Origin of the sequence: Streptomyces sp. Root1304, from assembly GCF_001426405.1 — a bacterium.
Lineage (GTDB): Bacteria > Actinomycetota > Actinomycetes > Streptomycetales > Streptomycetaceae > Streptomyces.
The window spans coordinates 479,174-496,085 of record NZ_LMEP01000022.1; the positions used below are offsets into that span (position 1 = coordinate 479,174).

The following is a 16,912-nucleotide window of genomic DNA, read 5'->3' on the forward strand; positions in this document are numbered from 1 at the left end:
TCTCCCCCACGGGCGGCGCGCGGCGGCGCCCGGCATGTGGACGGTCCCGTGGACGCCGGGCCGTCGTCCCGCTGTCCGGAGGGTGCTCCCGAGTAGCGTACGAGCATGAAACTGACGATTCTCGGAGGCGGCGGGTTCCGGGTGCCGCTGGTGTACGGCGCCCTCCTCGGGGACCACGCCGAGGGGCGGGTCACCCATGTCACCCTGTACGACCTCGACGAGGGGCGGCTCTCCGCCATCGCCAGGGTCCTCGCCGAGCAGGGCGAGGGCGTGCCGGACGCGCCGGTGGTCACGGCGACGACGGATCTCGACGAGGCCCTGCGCGGGGCCGACTTCGTGTTCTCGGCGATCCGGGTGGGCGGTCTGGAGGGCAGGGCGGCCGACGAGCGGATCGCGCTGGCCGAGGGGGTGCTCGGCCAGGAGACCGTGGGGGCGGGCGGGATCGCGTACGGGCTGCGGACGGTGCCCGTCGCCGTCCACATCGCCCGCAGGGTCGCCGCCCTCGCCCCGGACGCCTGGATCATCAACTTCACCAACCCCGCCGGCCTGGTGACGGAGGCGATGTCCCGGATCCTGGGCGACCGGGTCGTCGGCATCTGCGACTCCCCCGTGGGTCTGGGACGCCGGGTCGCCCGCGTCCTGGGCGCGGACCCGGACGAGGCCTGGATCGACTACGTGGGCCTCAACCACCTCGGCTGGCTGCGAGGGTTGAGGGTCGGCGGCCGGGACGAGCTGCCCCGGCTGCTCGCCGACGAGGAGGCGCTCGGCTCCTTCGAGGAGGGCCGGCTGTTCGGCCCGGAGTGGCTGCGCTCGCTCGGCGCGATCCCCAACGAGTACCTGCACTACTACTACTTCAACCGGGAGGCCGTGCAGGCCTACCGGACCGCCGAGCGCACCCGCGGCGCGTACCTCCGCGACCAACAGGCCGGTTTCTACGAGGAGATGGGCAAGCCCGAAACGCCGGCGCTGGCCGCCTGGCACCGGACGCTCGCCGACCGGGAGGCCACCTACATGGCGGCGAACCGGGAGTCCGCCGGGATCGGGGACCGCGACGAGGAGGACCTGGAGTCCGGCGGCTACGAGAAGGTGGCGCTCGCCCTCATGCGGGCCATCGCCCGGGGCGAGCGGGCCACCCTGATCCTCAACGTCCGCAACGGCACGACGCTCGCCGCGCTCGACGCGGACGCGGTGATCGAGGTGCCCTGCTTCGTCGACGCGAACGGCGCCCATCCGGTGGAGGTGTCCCCGCTGCCGTACCACGCGGTGGGCCTGGTGACGGCGGTGAAGGCGGTGGAGCGGGAGGTCCTCGCGGCCGCGGAGAGCGGTTCGCGGGCGACGGCGGTGAAGGCCTTCGCGCTCCATCCGCTGGTCGACTCGGTGGCGGTCGCCCGGCGCCTCCTGGAGGGGTACGCGGCGGAGCACGCGGGCCTGGCGTACCTACGACACTGAGCCGTCGCCCGGTCGTACGGCCGACGAACATCTTTACGAGGTCGGGGGCGCGTCCTAGGCTCGCGCCCCATGACCTCACAGCGCAGTGGAGTTCGACGAGGGGTGGCCCGCGTCCTCGCGGTCTGTCTGCTGGCCGCCGGCCTGGTGGGAACCGTGCCGGCGGCCGCCGAGACGCCGACGGGTGACGGCCCGGTGGTCGTCCCCGTACAGACGACCGGCCCCGCCGACCGGCGGTTCAACCTGGTGTTCCTGGGCGACGGTTACACCGCCGCCGAGATGCCGGCGTTCCGGGCCGATCTGGAACGGCATCTGAACACCCTGTGGAGCATCGAGCCCTTCGCCTCCTACCGTTCCTACGTCAACGTCTGGGCGGTGGAGTCCCCTTCGGCCGAGTCCGGGGTGGACTGCGACCCGGGGCTCGACGCGCCCGCCCGCGACACCGTGCTCGACATGGGCTTCTGGGGCGGCTGCAATCCGGGCAGCGTGCAGCGGCTGCTGACCGTCGACGGCCGGAAGGCCGCCGCGCTCGCCGATCTCGTCCCCGGCACCAAGGGCGCCAACCGGCAGATCGTCGCCCTCGCGCACAGCTCCACCTACGGTGGCGCGGGCGGCGGTTACGCCACCGCGTCCGGCGGCAACGCGCTGTCCTCCCTCATCACCCCGCACGAGATAGGCCATTCGCTCGGCGGTCTCCAGGACGAGTACGACTACTACGGGCGGGGCGTGCCGGGCGAGGCGTACTCCGGCCCCGAGCCCTCCTCCGCCCACCACACGCTCCTGACGGAGCGGCAGATGCTGGACGGGCGGGCCAAGTGGTGGCGCTGGCTGGGTGAGGAGAGCGAGGCGGGCGGGCTCATAGGCCGCCACGAGGGCGGCATGTACAGCACGAAGGGCGTCTGGCGCCCGAGCCGTCACTCGCTGATGAAGACCCTCGGCTACGCCTTCGACCAGGTGGAGCGCGAGGTGATGGTCCGGGCGATCTCCGCGAAGGTGGACCTGGTCCAGGACCACACCCCGGACACGGCGCCGGTCGGCGCGGACCGGACGGTCTGGGTCGACACCCTGCACCCGGTGGGCGGCGCGCTCTCCGTGACCTGGCGGCTGGACGGACGGACGCTTCCCACGGGCGGCGCCCGGAGCGTCGACCTGCGGAGGCTGCGGCTCGCACCCGGCCCGCACACGCTGACGGCCACGGTCACCGACCCGACGCCCTTCGTCCGTGACCCGGCGGTCCGCTCCTCCCCCGCACTCACCCGGACCGTGAGCTGGACGGTGGACCCCTCGCTCACCACCGCGCCGGACGGCACCGCCGCCGCGTTCACCGGGCACACCCCGACCGGCTCCCCGGTCGGCGGCCGGACGGTCGTCCACGCGGACACCACCCATCCGGTGGGCCGCACCCCCGTCGTCCGCTGGCGGCTCGACGGCCGCCCCGTCGCGACCGGAGCCAACGACCGTGACCTGGACCTGCGTTCGCTGCGGATGGCGCCGGGCACCCACACCCTGACGGCTCGTCTCGCCGGCACCGCCGAGACGTTGACGTGGGCGGTGGACGCCCGGCCGGCCACCGCCGCGTACGAACTGTCGGAGCCGCTGCGTACGGTACGGCGGCCCGGGCTCCCCGTGGAGTATGTGTACGACGGCCCCTTCACCATGCGGCTGACCGCGCGGGACGACCGGGAGGGGGCCGTGGTGAGCCAGTTCCGGGTGGACGGCGACGGCTGGTACACGTACTACGGCTGGCCGACGGACGCGGACGCGCCCTTCCGCTTCACGCCGGGCGGCACGGTGATCGACGACCTCGTGTACGGGAAGCTGGGCCGGAGCAGGGCCGTCCCGTGGGACGACGCGACGCCGGACTACGGCAGGCACACCGTCGAGTACCGCACGATCGACGCGGCCGGGAACGTGAGCGCGGCGCGGAGCTTCCTGGTGACGCTGAACCCGCCGGGCCGCTGACGGCCGAGGGGTGACGTCCGGCGGCCGTCAGGAGAGACACACGCGAGGGCCCGTGGACCGGACGGTCCACGGGCCCTCGTCCGCACTGTTCCTGTCGGTCAGAGCTTGCGGGCCACGCCGGCCCATCCCGGGATGGGGTCGTCGCCCTGGACCGGGACGGGCTCGCCCAGTTCCGGGTGCCACTCGGCGGTGAGCGCCACGCCCGGCTCGACGAACTCCATGCCGTCGAAGAACGCGGCCAGTTCGTCGCGCGAGCGGGGCCGCAGGGTCAGCCCGCGCGCCTTGTACATGGCGGCGGCCTGCGCCGCGCCCTCGGGGTTGAAGTCCCCGGTGACGTGGGAGAGGACCAGGTAGCTGCCCGGCGCGAGCTGGTCCACGAGCTTGCGGACCAGTTCGTACGCGCCGTCCTCGTCCCCGACGAAGTGCAGCAGGGCGAGCATCGACAGCGCGATGGGCTGGTCGAAGTCAAGGACCTTTCCGGCCCTTTCGAGGATGACCTCGGGGTCGCGGGCGTCCGCCTGGATGTACTCGGTGGCCCCCTGCGGGGTCGAGCGCAGCAGGGCGGCCGCGTGCGCGAGCACGATCGGGTCGTTGTCGCAGTAGACGATGCGGGAGTCCGGCGCGGCCTCCTGCGCGATCTGGTGCAGGTTGGGCTCGGTCGGGATGCCCGTGCCGACGTCCAGGTACTGGCGGACGCCGTGGGCGCTGAGCCAGCGGATGGCCCGGTGCATGAAGGCCCGGTTGACGCGGGCCATGTCCCGGCCGCGGGCGTCGACGGTGAGCAGCTGGCGTGCCATCGCCTCGTCGACGGGATAGTTGTCCTTGCCACCCAGGAACCAGTCGTACATGCGCGCGGGATGCGGCGTGCTGGTGTCGATGTGAATTCCGCCGTGTGGGGCTGCGGGGTCCTGGGTCATCGGCTCTCCTGGTCGGGATGAACGAGTGGCGCTACAACAAGAGTTACGCGACGCTACGGGCGGGGCGGAAGGGGTCAGGTGAGGAGAAAGTCAGCCTGACCGGATTTGGCCCCCTGAATGAAAGCGGCGATCTCCCCGTGGGTGTAGATGAGCGCGGGTCCTTCAGGGTCTGCGGACTGTCGCACGGCGACTCTGCCGTCGGCCAGCTTCATGGCCTCCACGCAGTTGCCCCCGTTCCCGCCGCTCCAGGGCTTGTGCCAACCCTCGGCACCGAGCTCAGCGGCGGGCATGCCGTTGTATATGCGATCCATTCACAGCTCCTTGCGGAGATTCCGGAGAATCTCCTTCGTGCGTTGTGCAGTCGCGGCCTGAGCCGCCATGCGGTCCATGACCTCCAGGTGGGACGCCACCTCGGGGCGCGCGTCGAGATAGACGGCGCCGGTCAGGTACTCGCTGTAGACCATGTCCGGAAGTTCGGGCATGGCGAAGCGGAAGAGGACGAACGGTCCGTACGTCCCCGGGTGATGGCCGGAGGCGAACTCCGCGATCTGCAGGGTGACGTTCGGCAGCTCGGACGCTTCGAGCAGCCGGTCGAGCTGGTCGCGCATCACTTCGGGCCCGGCACCGACCGGTCGGCGGAACACCGTCTCGTCCATGATCACCCAGAACTTGGGGGCGTCCTCCCTGGTCAGCAGGGACTGACGCTCCATCCGTAGGGCTACATGGCGTTCGGTGTCCTCGTCCTTGTCGGCATCGCTGCCGCCACCGACCGCCCCGCTGCGCAGAATGGCACGGGCGTACTCATCGGTCTGGAGCAGACCGGGGACGAACTGCGGTTCGTAGGCCCGGATGAGGCTCGCGGCCCCTTCCAGGCTCACGTACATGGAGAACCAGCCGGGCAGCACGTCGTGGAACCGCTGCCACCAGCCGGGGAGGTTCGCCTCCTCCGTGAGGGCGACGAAGCCCTCCGCCTCGGAGTCCGTGATCCCATACTCCTTCAGGAGGAGCTGCACGTACGGGACTTTCAGCGCGACCTCGGCGGTCTCCATGCGCCGGACGGTGGCCGGGGCCACCCGGAGGACCTTCGCGGCCTCTTCCCTCTTCAGGCCGGCACGCTCCCGCAGATCCTGCAGGCGCCTGCCGAGAACGACCTGTCCCACCGTGGGGGCGGACCGCGGCTCGCTCACTCTCAGACCTCCCCGACGCACTGTTTCGACGAGTGTGCCACGAAGCCGGGCCAGAGAGAACACAGCACTCTGCAATTTTCAGAGTGCCACTTGCCAAGTGTCCGAGTCAGGAGGACAGTGTTCCGGTGAACCAGTACACGCTGCCGCCGTGCGCCACCGCGCCACGGCGACAGCGCCGTACGGCAGTCCTGCCCACTGTTGTGAGGAACCGGTCGTGGCTTCTGGTAACGCGCAGCCTTCAGGTCTCATGAGCCCTCGAGCCCCTCGGGTCATGGCCCAGCGCCCGCAGCAGCACACCGATCCCGTCCGCCGTTTCGCCTTCGAGCTGCCGGCCCTCACCGCGTCGGTGGCGCGGGCCCGCAGGCTCGCGGAGGAGCGGCTGATCCTCTGGGGCTGCGGCCCCGGCATACGTGACACGGTCGCCCTGGTCGTCTCCGAGCTCGTCACCAACGCCGTGGTGCACACCGCCAGCGGCCGGGTGATCTGCGAGCTCCGCGAGGGCGAGGAGACACTGCGGATAGCCGTACGGGACGAGGGCGGGCCCGCGGGACCTCGGATACGCGACTGCGGTGAGGACGAGCGCGGCCGCGGCCTCCTCATCGTCGACGCGCTGTGCACCGCCTGGGGCGCCGACCGCACCGGACACGGCACCGCGCAGGTCGTCTGGGCGGAACTGGCCCATGGCATGGGGGAACCGTGCTGAGGTCGATGGCCACCCGCATGATCCCGCTGCTCCCCGGAGCCCGCAGGGCACACGGCGCACGCGTGCCGGAGCAGCTCCCCCGCACCCCCGGGCTCACCACCGGCCGCGGCCCCGCGGGCACGGCCCGCCCCCGCGATCTGGGCGCCACCCGCCTCGCCGTCCCCGTCGGCCTGCACACCGGCCTCGGCTGCGACGCCGTCGGTGTCCCGGCCCGGTTCGGCTTCAAGATCCTCTCCCGCCTTCCCGCCAAGGGCTGCGTCTACGCCGACTCCGACTGGTGGTGGTGGCTGGTCCCGGCCGGCTCCGACCTGGACCTCACCTGGCCGCTGCCCGCCTGCTACGCCCCCGGCGCGGAGATCCCGGACCGCCGCCCCCGGCTCATCCACCACCCCGACGGCACCTCCCCCTACACACCGCCGATCCCGCTGTACCTGCTGGTCTGCCAGCTGACGGGGATCGCGCCCTCCTGGGGAGCGGTGCCCCCGGTGCGCAGCGCACTCTGACGCGGACGGCCGGTGACGGCATAGGGTCGGGGACATGTTCTCCCCGCAGGGTCCGACCCTCCGCGAACTGACCGCCCAGGCGCTCTCCTCGGTGGAGCACGGCTACGACCTGCTCGCGGACAAGTTCGACGCGACCCCGTTCCGTACCTCCGACCGGCTGCTGACCGCGGTCACCGAGTCGCTGGAGGCCCTCGGCCCCTTCGGTTCGGGGCTCGACGTCTGCTGCGGTACGGGGGCCGGGCTCGGTGTCCTCCGCTCGGTCTGCGCGGGGCCGGTCACCGGAGTCGACTTCAGCGCGGGCATGCTGGACCGGGCCCGCCTCGCCCACCCGGGCGCCGCCCTGGTCCGCGCCGACGCCCTGGCGCTGCCCTTCGGCCCGGTCTTCGACCTGGCGGTCAGCTTCGGCGCCTTCGGCCACTTCCTGCCGGAGGCCCAGCGCACCCTGTTCGCCCAGGTCCACGCCTCGCTCAAGCCCGGCGGCACCTTCGCCTTCCCCCTCCCGGCCCCGCCCCGGGTGGGCTCACGCCTCTACTGGATGCTGTGGGGCTTCGACGCGACGATGCGCGTCCGCAACGCCGTCCTGCACCCCCCGTTCGTCATGTACTACCGGACCTTCCGCCTCGCGGACGTCCGCGACCGGCTGACGGAGGCGGGCTTCGAGGTCACCCTGACCCCCGTGGAATCCCTGGGACACAGGGAGGACGGCAGCCCACGGTGCCGGCTGGTGGTGGCACGGAAGGGCTGAGCGGGCCCCCGCTACCCGAGGGCGCCGCTCCAGAAGTCGGAGGGACGGTCGACGCCGACCTTCACCTCGACGTCGAGGACGGGCTTCCCACCGGAGGGCGGTACGTCGAAGACCCGCGCGAGTTCACGTCCCTGCCCGTCCCGGGCCGTCACGCGTACGAGGGACAGGTCCATCCGCTCGTCCGTGCCGTTGCGCACCGTGATCTCGACGGTCACGGCCTGGTTGCCCGCCGTGTGACCGGCCGAGCCCGATGACGGTGTGAAGGCGACCGGCGCGGACACGGTCACCTCCACGCCGTCCTCGTACCGCTGCGTCCTGCCGAAGGCGAGCACCTCACCGGAAGAACGCCCGGGGGTGGCGGAAGCCGGGGAGGAGGAGGAGGAGGCGGTGGTGGGCGGGGCGGACTTCGGCGGAGAGGCGGTGGGCGGCGCGGTCGCCACTCCCCCGGCGCGCCCGTCCCCGCCGAAGCCTCCCGCGCCGATCAGGACGCCCACGACGCCGACGACGAGGACGAGCCCGCTCATCAGGGCGATGAGCAGTCCCCGTCTCCGGGGTGGCAGGGGCTCCGACGGCGGGGGGCTCAGCGGGCCGGAGGGCGGCCCGTCCGGCGGGCGGCCACCGCTGCCGCCGTCGGTGGCGTTCGGTCCGGAGGTTCTTCCCTCGGCCATGGCGTGCCTCCGCCGCTCGTACGACGGCTTCGGCCGCCGTACGGGTTCAGGCCTTCTTGACCACGCTGGACTTGAGCTGCATGGCGCCGAAGCCGTCGATCCTGCAGTCGATGTCGTGGCCGTCGACGCCGTCGACCAGGCGGATGTTGCGCACCTTCGTGCCCGCCTTGATGCCGGACGGGTTGCCCTTCACCTTGAGGGCCTTGACGACGGTCACCGTGTCGCCGTCGTTCAGCACGTTGCCGACGGCGTCCTTGATCACGCGCTCCCCGCCGGCCTCCGGCGCGCCCTCGGCGCCCGGGACCCACTCGTGGCCGCACTCGGGGCACACGACCAGGTTGTTCATCTCGTAGGTGTACTCGCTGGAGCACTGGGGGCAGGGGGGAATGTTCTCGATCACGGTTCCAGGATAGGTGCTGCCCCCCGGCCAGGCTCCGGCCGATCGGCGCGGGTGCGGACAGACGAAAAGTGCCGGTCGATTCGAGATCGACCGGCACTTTCCTCTGGTGTCCGAGGGGGGACTTGAACCCCCACGCCCGATAAAGGGCACTAGCACCTCAAGCTAGCGCGTCTGCCATTCCGCCACCCGGACAAGGTGTCTGGGCGACAGATGTAACTCTACCAGGGGTTTGAGGTGCCCTTCACCAGCATTTCCCGTGGTCAGTGCGGCGCGGCGGCCTCACGGGCCTTGATCCACTCGCCGGGGCCCGAGGTGCGTACCCAGAGTCACCGGACGGGTGCGCCGGGTGACTTCGGGGTGGTGGGAGCCAGGCGCCCCCCGACGCCGGCTCCGTGCACGCCACCCTGGCGAGAACCTCGCGGTCCAGGCCAATCCCCCGGCCCGAGTCCGTCAGGTCAGCGGACCTCGGTCAGGCGGGCGGAGACCACGACGTTCCCCTCGTAGCCGTTCGCCTCGGTGAACGTGCCGCCGCAGGTGATCAGACGCAGCTCGGGGGCGCCCGCGTCCCCGTAGACCCGTTCGGCGGGGAAGGCGTCCTTGGGGACGACCTCGACGCCGTACACGGTGAACACGGCCGTCCGGCCGTCGCGGCGGGCGATCTCCACCCGGTGTCCCTTGCCGACGGCACCGAGGTCGTAGAAGACGGCGCGGCCGTCGGGGGTGTCGACATGGCCGACGACCACGGCGGTGCCGCGTTCCCCGGGGGTGACCGCTCCGGAGAACCAGCCCGCGAGCCGGTCGTCCTCGGGCGGCGGCGCCTCGATCCAGCCGTCGGCGTCGAGGCCGACCTCGGTGACGGGGGCGTCGATCCGGACGGCCGGGACGCGGACCCCGACCGGCGTCGACGGGGGAAGCGGATCGGGTACGGAGGCGGGGAGGCCCACCGCCGCCGCCCGGGCACCGTCGGGCGCCGCCGCGGCGAGGGGCTGCGGGGGGCCTTCGGCGCTGATCTCCTCCGTACCGCCGCGTACGAGGTGGACGCCGATCAGGAGGACGACCGCGATGACACCCCAGGCGCCGTGCCGGCCCGTACCGTCCGGGCGGGCCGCACCGGCTGCGCGGGCCGCGCCCGCTGGTCGGCCCGCGCCGTTCGGCCCGGCCGTGTCGTCGTCCGACCGCCGCACGTCCGTCGTCCTCCTCGTCGCCCTGCACGCCGGCCGCCCCTGCACGGGGTGGCGCCCCTCCGTCCCGGACCTCGTCACACCGGGGCGGAGGGGCCGTTTCAGGTCCCCCTGGCACCGGCCGTCAGGCGCGGCCGTCGGCGGCGCGGCGGCGGGTCAGAACGACGGCGGCGCCGAGCGCGCCGGCGATGAGCAGGACACCCGTGACGACCTCGGTGGCGCCCAGGCCCTCGGAGTCGGCGCCGGAGGCCGCGGCGGTGCCGTAGCCGGCCTTCACGCCCTTGTGCGCGCCGGTGGTCATGCCGTTGTCGTGCTCGGGCCGGGTCCCTCCCTGGTCGCCCTGGGCGATGGTGAGTTTGGTGGTGCCGCGCTCGCCCTTGCAGTCGAAGGTGATCTCGTACTGGGTGCCGGCCTTGGCGTCGAAGTCGACGGTCGCCGTGCCCGCGCGGCCCTCGTTGAGGGTGACGGTGTCGAACACCCCGGAGGTGACCGTCACCGACGGGACCTCGCAGCCGTCCGAGGTGAGGGTGACGGTGCCGCCGGGGGCGACCGTCGCGGGGGTGACCGAGAAGCCGAACGACGTGATGTTGTGATTGCCCTCGTCCGCCAGGGCCGTCGGCGCGACCGCGACCACGGCGGCGGCGCTCAGCAGGGCGGCGGAAGCGGCACGTATCGCGCGCATGGCGGTCCTCCAGATCACGCGAGGGCTCGGCCGCGGAGCGATTCCGGGGCCGGAAGACGATGACCCTCACCGCGATCGAAGCTAGGTCCGCCCCCGGTGCGCCGCCACCGGGCTCCGCCGAACGGGGCATGCCCGCGCCCGCTACGGAACGCGGACGACCTGTCCCGCGTAGGAGAGGTTTCCGCCGAAGCCGAAGAGCAGGACCGGCGCTCCGGTGGGGAGTTCGCCGCGCTCGACGAGCTTGGCCAGGGCGAGCGGGATGGAGGCGGCCGACGTGTTGCCGGAGTCGACGACGTCGCGGGCGACGATCGCGTTCACGGCGCCGATCTTCGCGGCGAGCGGCTCGATGATCCGCAGGTTGGCCTGGTGCAGGACCACGCCCGCGAGTTCCTCGGGGGCGATGCCGGAGCGCTCGCAGGCCTTGCGGGCGAGGGCCGGGAGCTGCTGGGTGGCCCAGCGGTAGACGCTCTGGCCCTCCTGGGCGAAGCGGGGCGGGGTGCCCTCGATCCGGACGGCGTTGCCCATCTCCGGGACGGAGCCCCACAGCACCGGGCCGATGCCGGGCACGGTCTGCTCCTCGTCCACGGCCTCGACGATCGCGGCGCCCGCGCCGTCGCCGACGAGGACGCAGGTGGTGCGGTCCGTCCAGTCGGCCACGTCGGACATCTTGTCGGCGCCGATCACCAGGACGCGGCGCGCGCCGCCCGCCCGTACCGCGTGGTCGGCGGTGGCCAGAGCGTGGGTGAAGCCGGCGCAGACCACGTTGAGGTCCATGGTCGCGGGCGAGGTCATGCCGAGGCGGGCGGCGACGCGGGCGGCCGTGTTGGGCGAGCGGTCGATGGCCGTGGAGGTGGCCACGAGGACGAGGTCGATGTCGTCCGGGGTGAGCCCCGCGGTGGCCAGGGCCTTGCCCGCCGCGTGGGCGGCGAGTTCGTCGACGGGTTCGTCGGGTCCGGCGATGTGCCGGGTGCGGATGCCGACCCTGCTCGTGATCCACGCGTCGTCGGTGTCGACCAACTCCGCGAGGTCGTGGTTGGTCAGCACCTTGGCGGGCTGGTAGTGCCCGAGCGCGGCAATGCGAGTGCCCGTCATACCCGGGACCCCCTAGGTGGTTCGATCGTCCGGCAGGATTCCCCAGTCTTGCCAGCGACTCATGGGTAACCGGTGACGTAAACCACCAAGATTCCCCCGTACCGCTTGGCCGACCGTGACAAGGACCCGTGTGGGGCACGGCCCCCGCGCCCCGGGCCGCCCCCGTCGGCGGGGTCAGTTCTTCGGCGGGTCGATCATCTGGAGCGCGAGGGTCGCCGGGGGCGGGGCGAGACCGGGGCCGCCGGCCGCCGTCCAGGCGAGGATGTCGTCGAGGGCGTCCTCGTCGAGGGTGAAGGCGATCCAGGCGGCCTTGCCGCCGCGCCGCCGGCCCTCGGTGGAGGGCTGGACGACCACGATGTTGGCCTGGGCGCAGGGCCCGAGGCAGTCGCTGGTACGGACGGCGAGCCGGCCGCCGGAGGCCGCGGCGGCCGCCCTGAGGCGGGCGAGCTGCCCGCTGTGGTCGGTGCCGGGGTTCTTGCGGGCGTCGCCGCAGCAGCAGCCGCGGCAGACGACGAGGGAGCAGGGGCGGGCCCCGTACCGTATCGGGACCCGGGTCACTCGGGGCCGTCCAGGGTGATCGCGGAGACCGGGGCGACGGTGCCGAGGCGGGGGAAGTCGAGTTCGACGGAGGCGTGGTGCTCCGCGGCGGTGAGCGCCGTCATGGCGTCCTCGGCGAAGACCAGGTCGTAGCCGAGGTCGCCGGCGGCGCGGGCGGTGGACTCGACGCCGAGGTTGGTGGCGATGCCGGCGAGGACGAGGGTGGTGGCGCCGAGGCCGGAGAGCAGTTCGTGGAGTCCGGTGTCGTGGAAGCCGCCGATGGTGCGCTTCACGACGACGGGTTCGCCCTCGTGGACGAGGTCCGCGACGAGCGCGCTGCCGGGCGGCTGGGCGTCGACGTTCGGCCGCTCGACGCGGATGTGGACGACGGGGGCGCCGGCCGCCCGGAAGGTGTCGGCGAGCCGGGCGGCGGCGGTGAGCACGTCGGTGCCGGGGCGGGGCGCGAGCGGCAGCGCGACGATGCGTTCCATGAGGTCGACGAGGACGAGCGCGGTGCGACCGGGATCGAGTGCGGGCATGGGAGCACCGTAGCGGCCCTGTTGATCATCTCGGGGCGGTCGTGGGTGTGATCCGGCCTACGGGGGCGGGGGCCGGCGGGGTCCCACGCTGTTCCGGGAGGGGCGCCCCCGGTTCCGCCGCCTCCCCCTGCTCCGGGTCGTTGGCGCGACGCTTCGCGATGACCGCGCAGACCATCAGCTGCATCTGGTGGAAGAGCATCAGCGGGAGCACGGCGAGGGCGGCCTCGGGGCCGAAGAGGACGCTGGCCATCGGCAGTCCGGCCGCCAGGCTCTTCTTCGAGCCGGCGAACTGGATCGCGATCCGGTCGGCCCGGCCGAAGCCGAGGCGGCCGGCCCCGTACCAGGTCAGGGCCAGCATCGCGGCGAGCAGCACGGCCTCGACGGCGAGCAGCAGCCCGAGCCGGGCCGGGGTGACCAGGTGCCAGATGCCGGCGACCATGCCCTGGCTGAAGGCGGTGTAGACGACGAGGAGGATCGATCCCCGGTCGACGTGTCCCAGGACCTTCTTGTGGCGGACGACGAAGCCGCCGATCCAGCGGCGCAGGAACTGTCCGGCGAGGAACGGCACGAGCAGCTGGAGCACGATCCTGAGCAGCCCGTCGGCGGAGAGGCCGCCGCCGCTGTCGCCGAGGAGCAGGCCCGCGAGCAGCGGGGTCAGCAGGATGCCCGCGAGCGAGGAGAAGGAGCCGGCGCAGATCGCGGCGGGCACGTTGCCGCGCGCGATCGAGGTGAAGGCGATGGACGACTGGATGGTCGACGGCACCAGACAGAGGAAGAGGAGGCCGGTGTAGAGCTGGGGGGTGAGCACGGTGGGGACGAGGCCGCGCGCGGCGAGTCCGAGCAGCGGGAAGACCAGGAAGGTGCTGCCGAGGACGGTGAGGTGGAACCGCCAGTGCCGGAGGCCGTCGAGGGCCTCGCGGGTGGAGAGCCGGGCGCCGTAGAGGAAGAAGAGGAGGGCGACGGCGCCGGTGGTCGTGCCTTCCGCGATGTCGGCGGCGGTGCCCGAGGCGGGCAGGAGCGCGGCGAGGCCGACCGTGCCGAGCAGGGCGAGGACGTAGCCGTCGACGGGCAGCCAGGACGGCAGGAGGAGGGCGCGGCGTGGGGCGCCGGCGGGCGTACGGACGGTCATGAGGCTCCACGGCTTCGTGCGCTGGGGCGGCTGGTCGCGCCTCCCCATCCTGCTCCACGGGTCGGTCATCGGGAATCCCGTACAGCGCTCTGACTGTCATCACGGTCCGCGATGAGCGGGGTACGGTCGTCCCGTGTACGAGCCCACCCAGTTGCGCACCTTCCTCGCCGTGGCCCAGACCCTGAGCTTCACCCGGGCCGCCGGCCGGCTCGGGCTGCGGCAGTCGACCGTCAGCCAGCACGTGCGGCGTCTTGAGGAGGCCACCGGCCGGCCGCTCTTCACCCGGGACACCCACCGGGTGGCGCTGACGGAGGACGGCGAGGCGATGCTCGGGTTCGCGCGCACGATCCTCCAGGCGCACGAGCGGGCGGCGGCGTTCTTCGGCGGGACCCGGCTGCGCGGGCGGCTGCGGTTCGGCGCGTCCGAGGACTTCGTGACGACCCGGCTGCCGGAGATCCTGGAGTCCTTCCGGCGCGAGCACCCCGAGGTCGACCTGGAGCTGACGGTCGAGCTGTCCGGGACGCTCCAGGCCCGGCTGGCCGCCGGGCGGCTCGATCTGATCCTGGCGAAGCAGCGCGGCGGGGAGAGCGAGGGCCGGCTCGTGTGGGAGGACACCCTGGTCTGGATCGGGGCGCCGGGGCTGCGGCTCGATCCGGACCGGCCGGTCCCGCTCATCCTGTATCCGCCGCCGGGGATCACCCGGGCGCGGGCCCTCGAGGCCCTGGAGGCGCAGGGCCGGGCCTGGCGGATCGCGTGCACGAGTTCCAGCCTGAGCGCGAACGTGGCGGCGGCCCGCGCGGGGCTCGGCGTGATGGCGCACACCCGGGGCATGGTGCCACCGGGCCTGGTGCCGCTCCCGGCCCGCGCCGGGCTCCCGGAGCTGGGCGACGTGGGCTTCGTCCTGCGCGCGGGGCGCCGGGGCGGGGCGGTGCAGGAGGCGGCGGACGCACTGGCGGAAGCGATCCTGGCGGGCGGCGACCGGCTGCACCGGCCGGGGTGAGGGGCGTGCGCGGGGGCCGTGCGGGCCTTCGGCGGGCGCGGGCTCGAGGTGCGGGCCCGCGCCCGCCGATACCCCCTCCCCCGCCGCACGCTCCCCCTCCCACGGCGCTCCGGTGAGCGGTCCGTACAGATTCCGTGGAGATTCGACCCCGAGGGGCGTACCGCGCGGTCGGTAACGGCCCCGCCGGACCCGTGACTTGGCTCCCCCACCCATCCTGACCTGTGCGAACACGGAATGTCCCGGCTTGGTGAAGGCCCTCCCGCCGGGGAGTCGGGTGGGATACGGTCACCCCGCCGTTTCGGAGCGCGACAACGGGCTTTTCCAGCCACCGAGCCGTCGAGGAGCAGGTCAGTGCGCGAGTTCACCGTGCCGCCCGTCGAGGCGGCGCCTCAGGTCGGCGGTCTGGCGGACGCCGTGTTCGACCGTGCCCAGGCCGAGCCGGACCGGGTGGCCTTCGGCCGGAAGGGTCCGGACGGGGAGTGGCGGGACGTGTCGGCGGCGCGGTTCCGGGACGAGGTCCTGGGTCTCGCGAAGGGCCTGATCGCGGAGGGCGTGCGGTTCGGCGACCGGGTCGCGATCATGGCCCGTACCCGCTACGAGTGGACGCTGTTCGACTTCGCGCTGTGGACGGTGGGCGCGCAGCCCGTGCCCGTCTATCCGACCTCCTCCGCCGAGCAGGTCTTCTGGATGCTGTACGACTCCGAGGTCACGGCGTGCGTGGTGGAGCACGAGGACCACGCGATGACGATCGGTTCGGTGATCGACCGGCTGCCCCGGCTCCAGCGGCTGTGGCAGCTGGACGCGGGCGCGGTGGACGAGCTGACGGCGGCGGGGGCCGACATCGACGAGGACGTCGTGCACCGGCACCGCAAGGCGGTGACCCCGGAGACGGTGGCGACGGTCATCTACACCTCGGGGACGACCGGCCGCCCGAAGGGCTGTGTGATCACCCATGCCAACTTCATGTTCGAGACGGACATGCTGGTGGGCCGCTGGGAGCCGGTGTTCCGCTCCCGGCCGGGCGAGCAGGCCTCGACGCTGCTGTTCCTGCCGCTCTCGCACGTCTTCGGGCGGATGGTGGAGGTCGCGGCGGTCCGCAGCGGGGTGAAGCTGGGGCACCAGCCGGTGATGGCGGCGGGGGAACTGCTGCCGGACCTGGCGGCGTTCCGGCCGAGCTTCGTCCTGGCGGTGCCGTACGTCTTCGAGAAGGTCTTCCACGCGGCCCGGCGCAAGGCGGAGCGGGACGGGAAGACCGGCCCGTTCGACAAGGCCGTCGAGGTGGCGGTCGCGTACGCGGAGGCGCTGGAGCAGAAGGCGTTCGGCACCGGCCCGGGGCCCTCGGCGGCGCTGCGCGTACAGCACCAGTTCTTCGAGAAGACGGTGTACGTGAAGGTCCGGGCGGCCCTGGGCGGGCGGCTGCGGCACGCGATGTCGGGCGGTTCGGCGATGGACCGCCGGCAGGGTCTGTTCTTCGCGGGCGCGGGCGTCACCGTGTACGAGGGGTACGGGCTGACGGAGTCGTCGGCCGCCGCCACCGCGAACCCGCCGGAGCGGACGAAGTACGGCACGGTCGGGCAGCCGGTGCCGGGGACGACGGTGCACATCGCGGAGGACGGCGAGGTGTGGCTGCACGGCGGTCAGGTCTTCTCCGGCTACCTGAACGCCCCGGAGGCGACGGCCGCCGTGCTCAACGACGGCTGGCTGGCCACCGGGGACCTGGGCGCGCTCGACGAGGACGGCTATCTGACGATCACCGGGCGCAAGAAGGAGATCCTGGTGACCTCGGGCGGCAAGAGCGTCGCGCCGACGGGTCTGGAGGAGCGGGTGCGGGCGCATCCGCTGATCTCCCAGTGCATCGTCGTCGGCAACGACCGGCCGTACATCGCCGCGCTGGTGACGCTCGACCAGGAGGCGGTGGAGCACTGGCTCGCGATGCAGGGGCGCCCGCCGCTCGCGCCGTCGGAGCTGGTGCGCGACCCGTCGCTGGAGACCGAGATCCGGCGGGGGGTGGTGGCGGCGAACACGCTCGTGTCGCAGGCCGAGTCGATCCGCACCTTCCGCATACTGGCGCACCCGTTCAGCGAGGAGCACGGGCTGCTCACCCCCTCGCTGAAGCTGAAGCGGAAGGCGATCGAGCGGGCGTACGCGGCGGAGGTCGCGGCGCTGTACGGCTGAGAAGGCGCGTCGGGCCGGGTCGCGCCCGCGTCGGGCGGGCCGGTTC

The 16,912-nt window shown here is 73.0% G+C and carries 18 protein-coding genes and 1 tRNA gene; 7 read left to right on the top strand and 12 right to left on the bottom strand.

Annotated elements, in window-relative coordinates; all coding sequences use genetic code 11:
- Positions 1-105: 105 nt before the first annotated feature.
- Entirely contained in the window at positions 106-1,449 is a 1,344-nt protein-coding gene (locus ASD33_RS21575) for a 6-phospho-beta-glucosidase (protein ID WP_056562739.1), read from the top strand.
- A 69-nt stretch (positions 1,450-1,518) separates the two neighbouring features.
- Entirely contained in the window at positions 1,519-3,408 is a 1,890-nt protein-coding gene (locus tag ASD33_RS21580; RefSeq protein ID WP_056562742.1) for a M64 family metallopeptidase, read from the top strand.
- A 98-nt stretch (positions 3,409-3,506) separates the two neighbouring features.
- Here the strand turns inward: ASD33_RS21580 and ASD33_RS21585 are convergent, their stop codons facing one another.
- The 3 genes from ASD33_RS21585 to ASD33_RS21595 all read right to left on the bottom strand — a co-directional run bounded on the left by ASD33_RS21585 (position 3,507) and on the right by ASD33_RS21595 (position 5,512).
- The gene (locus ASD33_RS21585; protein WP_056562744.1) at positions 3,507-4,325 is read right to left on the bottom strand and encodes an SAM-dependent methyltransferase; all 819 of its coding nucleotides are present in this window, start codon (positions 4,323-4,325) and stop codon (positions 3,507-3,509) included.
- 74 nt (positions 4,326-4,399) lie between these two features.
- Positions 4,400-4,636 (bottom strand): DUF397 domain-containing protein, encoded by a 237-nt coding sequence (locus ASD33_RS21590; RefSeq protein WP_015037566.1) that lies wholly within the window; start codon positions 4,634-4,636, stop codon positions 4,400-4,402.
- Positions 4,637-5,512, bottom strand: coding sequence for a helix-turn-helix transcriptional regulator (locus ASD33_RS21595; RefSeq protein WP_056562748.1), 876 nt, complete (start codon positions 5,510-5,512; stop codon positions 4,637-4,639).
- A 271-nt stretch (positions 5,513-5,783) separates the two neighbouring features.
- On the opposite strand from ASD33_RS21595, the gene ASD33_RS21600 reads away from it, so the two are divergent.
- From ASD33_RS21600 to ASD33_RS21610, 3 genes are read left to right on the top strand one after another with little or no spacing between them, the layout of a single operon-like run.
- Positions 5,784-6,215: an ATP-binding protein gene (locus ASD33_RS21600; RefSeq protein ID WP_056562750.1), complete on the top strand. Its 432-nt coding sequence runs from the start codon at positions 5,784-5,786 to the stop codon at positions 6,213-6,215.
- Positions 6,216-6,220: 5 nt separating this feature from the next.
- On the top strand, positions 6,221-6,718 hold the full coding sequence (locus ASD33_RS21605; RefSeq protein ID WP_242427151.1) for a hypothetical protein: 498 nt from the start codon (positions 6,221-6,223) through the stop codon (positions 6,716-6,718).
- 34 nt (positions 6,719-6,752) lie between these two features.
- Positions 6,753-7,463 (top strand): class I SAM-dependent methyltransferase, encoded by a 711-nt coding sequence (locus ASD33_RS21610; protein ID WP_056562753.1) that lies wholly within the window; start codon positions 6,753-6,755, stop codon positions 7,461-7,463.
- A gap of 11 nt (positions 7,464-7,474) precedes the next feature.
- On the opposite strand, the gene ASD33_RS35540 is transcribed toward ASD33_RS21610, so the two are convergent.
- From ASD33_RS35540 to ASD33_RS21655, 9 genes are all read right to left on the bottom strand, one after another.
- Positions 7,475-8,131, bottom strand: a complete 657-nt coding sequence (locus ASD33_RS35540; protein WP_056562756.1) for a hypothetical protein — start codon at positions 8,129-8,131, stop codon at positions 7,475-7,477.
- 46 nt (positions 8,132-8,177) lie between these two features.
- Entirely contained in the window at positions 8,178-8,531 is a 354-nt protein-coding gene (locus ASD33_RS21620; protein WP_056562759.1) for a zinc ribbon domain-containing protein YjdM, read from the bottom strand.
- 104 nt (positions 8,532-8,635) lie between these two features.
- Positions 8,636-8,723: transfer RNA gene (locus ASD33_RS21625), tRNA-Leu, on the bottom strand.
- A gap of 263 nt (positions 8,724-8,986) precedes the next feature.
- Positions 8,987-9,715, bottom strand: a complete 729-nt coding sequence (locus tag ASD33_RS21630; protein ID WP_056562762.1) for a class F sortase — start codon at positions 9,713-9,715, stop codon at positions 8,987-8,989.
- A 121-nt stretch (positions 9,716-9,836) separates the two neighbouring features.
- A complete protein-coding gene (locus ASD33_RS21635) occupies positions 9,837-10,394 on the bottom strand; it encodes a hypothetical protein (RefSeq protein ID WP_056562765.1) in 558 nt (185 codons plus the stop codon).
- Positions 10,395-10,535: 141 nt separating this feature from the next.
- Positions 10,536-11,486: a beta-ketoacyl-ACP synthase III gene (locus ASD33_RS21640; RefSeq protein WP_056562768.1), complete on the bottom strand. Its 951-nt coding sequence runs from the start codon at positions 11,484-11,486 to the stop codon at positions 10,536-10,538.
- A gap of 174 nt (positions 11,487-11,660) precedes the next feature.
- Entirely contained in the window at positions 11,661-12,044 is a 384-nt protein-coding gene (locus ASD33_RS21645) for a hypothetical protein (RefSeq protein ID WP_056562771.1), read from the bottom strand.
- Positions 12,041-12,562 (bottom strand): isochorismatase family protein, encoded by a 522-nt coding sequence (locus ASD33_RS21650; RefSeq protein WP_056562774.1) that lies wholly within the window; start codon positions 12,560-12,562, stop codon positions 12,041-12,043. The genes ASD33_RS21645 and ASD33_RS21650 overlap by 4 nt, the downstream gene beginning before the upstream one ends.
- Before the next feature lie 25 nt (positions 12,563-12,587).
- Entirely contained in the window at positions 12,588-13,691 is a 1,104-nt protein-coding gene (locus tag ASD33_RS21655; RefSeq protein WP_079044915.1) for a bile acid:sodium symporter family protein, read from the bottom strand.
- Positions 13,692-13,824: 133 nt separating this feature from the next.
- On the opposite strand from ASD33_RS21655, the gene ASD33_RS21660 reads away from it, so the two are divergent.
- Positions 13,825-14,691: a LysR substrate-binding domain-containing protein gene (locus ASD33_RS21660; protein WP_056562780.1), complete on the top strand. Its 867-nt coding sequence runs from the start codon at positions 13,825-13,827 to the stop codon at positions 14,689-14,691.
- A 351-nt stretch (positions 14,692-15,042) separates the two neighbouring features.
- Positions 15,043-16,866 (top strand): AMP-dependent synthetase/ligase, encoded by a 1,824-nt coding sequence (locus tag ASD33_RS21665; protein WP_056562783.1) that lies wholly within the window; start codon positions 15,043-15,045, stop codon positions 16,864-16,866.
- Positions 16,867-16,912: the final 46 nt, after the last annotated feature.

What these genes read in the sequence shown, in the direction of transcription:
- ASD33_RS21575 (WP_056562739.1), top strand. Translation starts at nt 106, where the DNA reads ATGAAACTGACGATTCTCGGAGGCGGCGGGTTCCGGGTGCCGCTGGTG.
- ASD33_RS21580 (WP_056562742.1), top strand. Translation starts at nt 1,519, where the DNA reads ATGACCTCACAGCGCAGTGGAGTTCGACGAGGGGTGGCCCGCGTCCTC.
- ASD33_RS21585 (WP_056562744.1), bottom strand. Translation starts at nt 4,325, where the DNA reads ATGACCCAGGACCCCGCAGCCCCACACGGCGGAATTCACATCGACACC.
- ASD33_RS21590 (WP_015037566.1), bottom strand. Translation starts at nt 4,636, where the DNA reads ATGGATCGCATATACAACGGCATGCCCGCCGCTGAGCTCGGTGCCGAG.
- ASD33_RS21600 (WP_056562750.1), top strand. Translation starts at nt 5,784, where the DNA reads ATGGCCCAGCGCCCGCAGCAGCACACCGATCCCGTCCGCCGTTTCGCC.
- ASD33_RS21605 (WP_242427151.1), top strand. Translation starts at nt 6,221, where the DNA reads ATGGCCACCCGCATGATCCCGCTGCTCCCCGGAGCCCGCAGGGCACAC.
- ASD33_RS21610 (WP_056562753.1), top strand. Translation starts at nt 6,753, where the DNA reads ATGTTCTCCCCGCAGGGTCCGACCCTCCGCGAACTGACCGCCCAGGCG.
- ASD33_RS35540 (WP_056562756.1), bottom strand. Translation starts at nt 8,131, where the DNA reads ATGGCCGAGGGAAGAACCTCCGGACCGAACGCCACCGACGGCGGCAGC.
- ASD33_RS21635 (WP_056562765.1), bottom strand. Translation starts at nt 10,394, where the DNA reads ATGCGCGCGATACGTGCCGCTTCCGCCGCCCTGCTGAGCGCCGCCGCC.
- ASD33_RS21640 (WP_056562768.1), bottom strand. Translation starts at nt 11,486, where the DNA reads ATGACGGGCACTCGCATTGCCGCGCTCGGGCACTACCAGCCCGCCAAG.
- ASD33_RS21650 (WP_056562774.1), bottom strand. Translation starts at nt 12,562, where the DNA reads ATGCCCGCACTCGATCCCGGTCGCACCGCGCTCGTCCTCGTCGACCTC.
- ASD33_RS21655 (WP_079044915.1), bottom strand. Translation starts at nt 13,691, where the DNA reads ATGACCGTCCGTACGCCCGCCGGCGCCCCACGCCGCGCCCTCCTCCTG.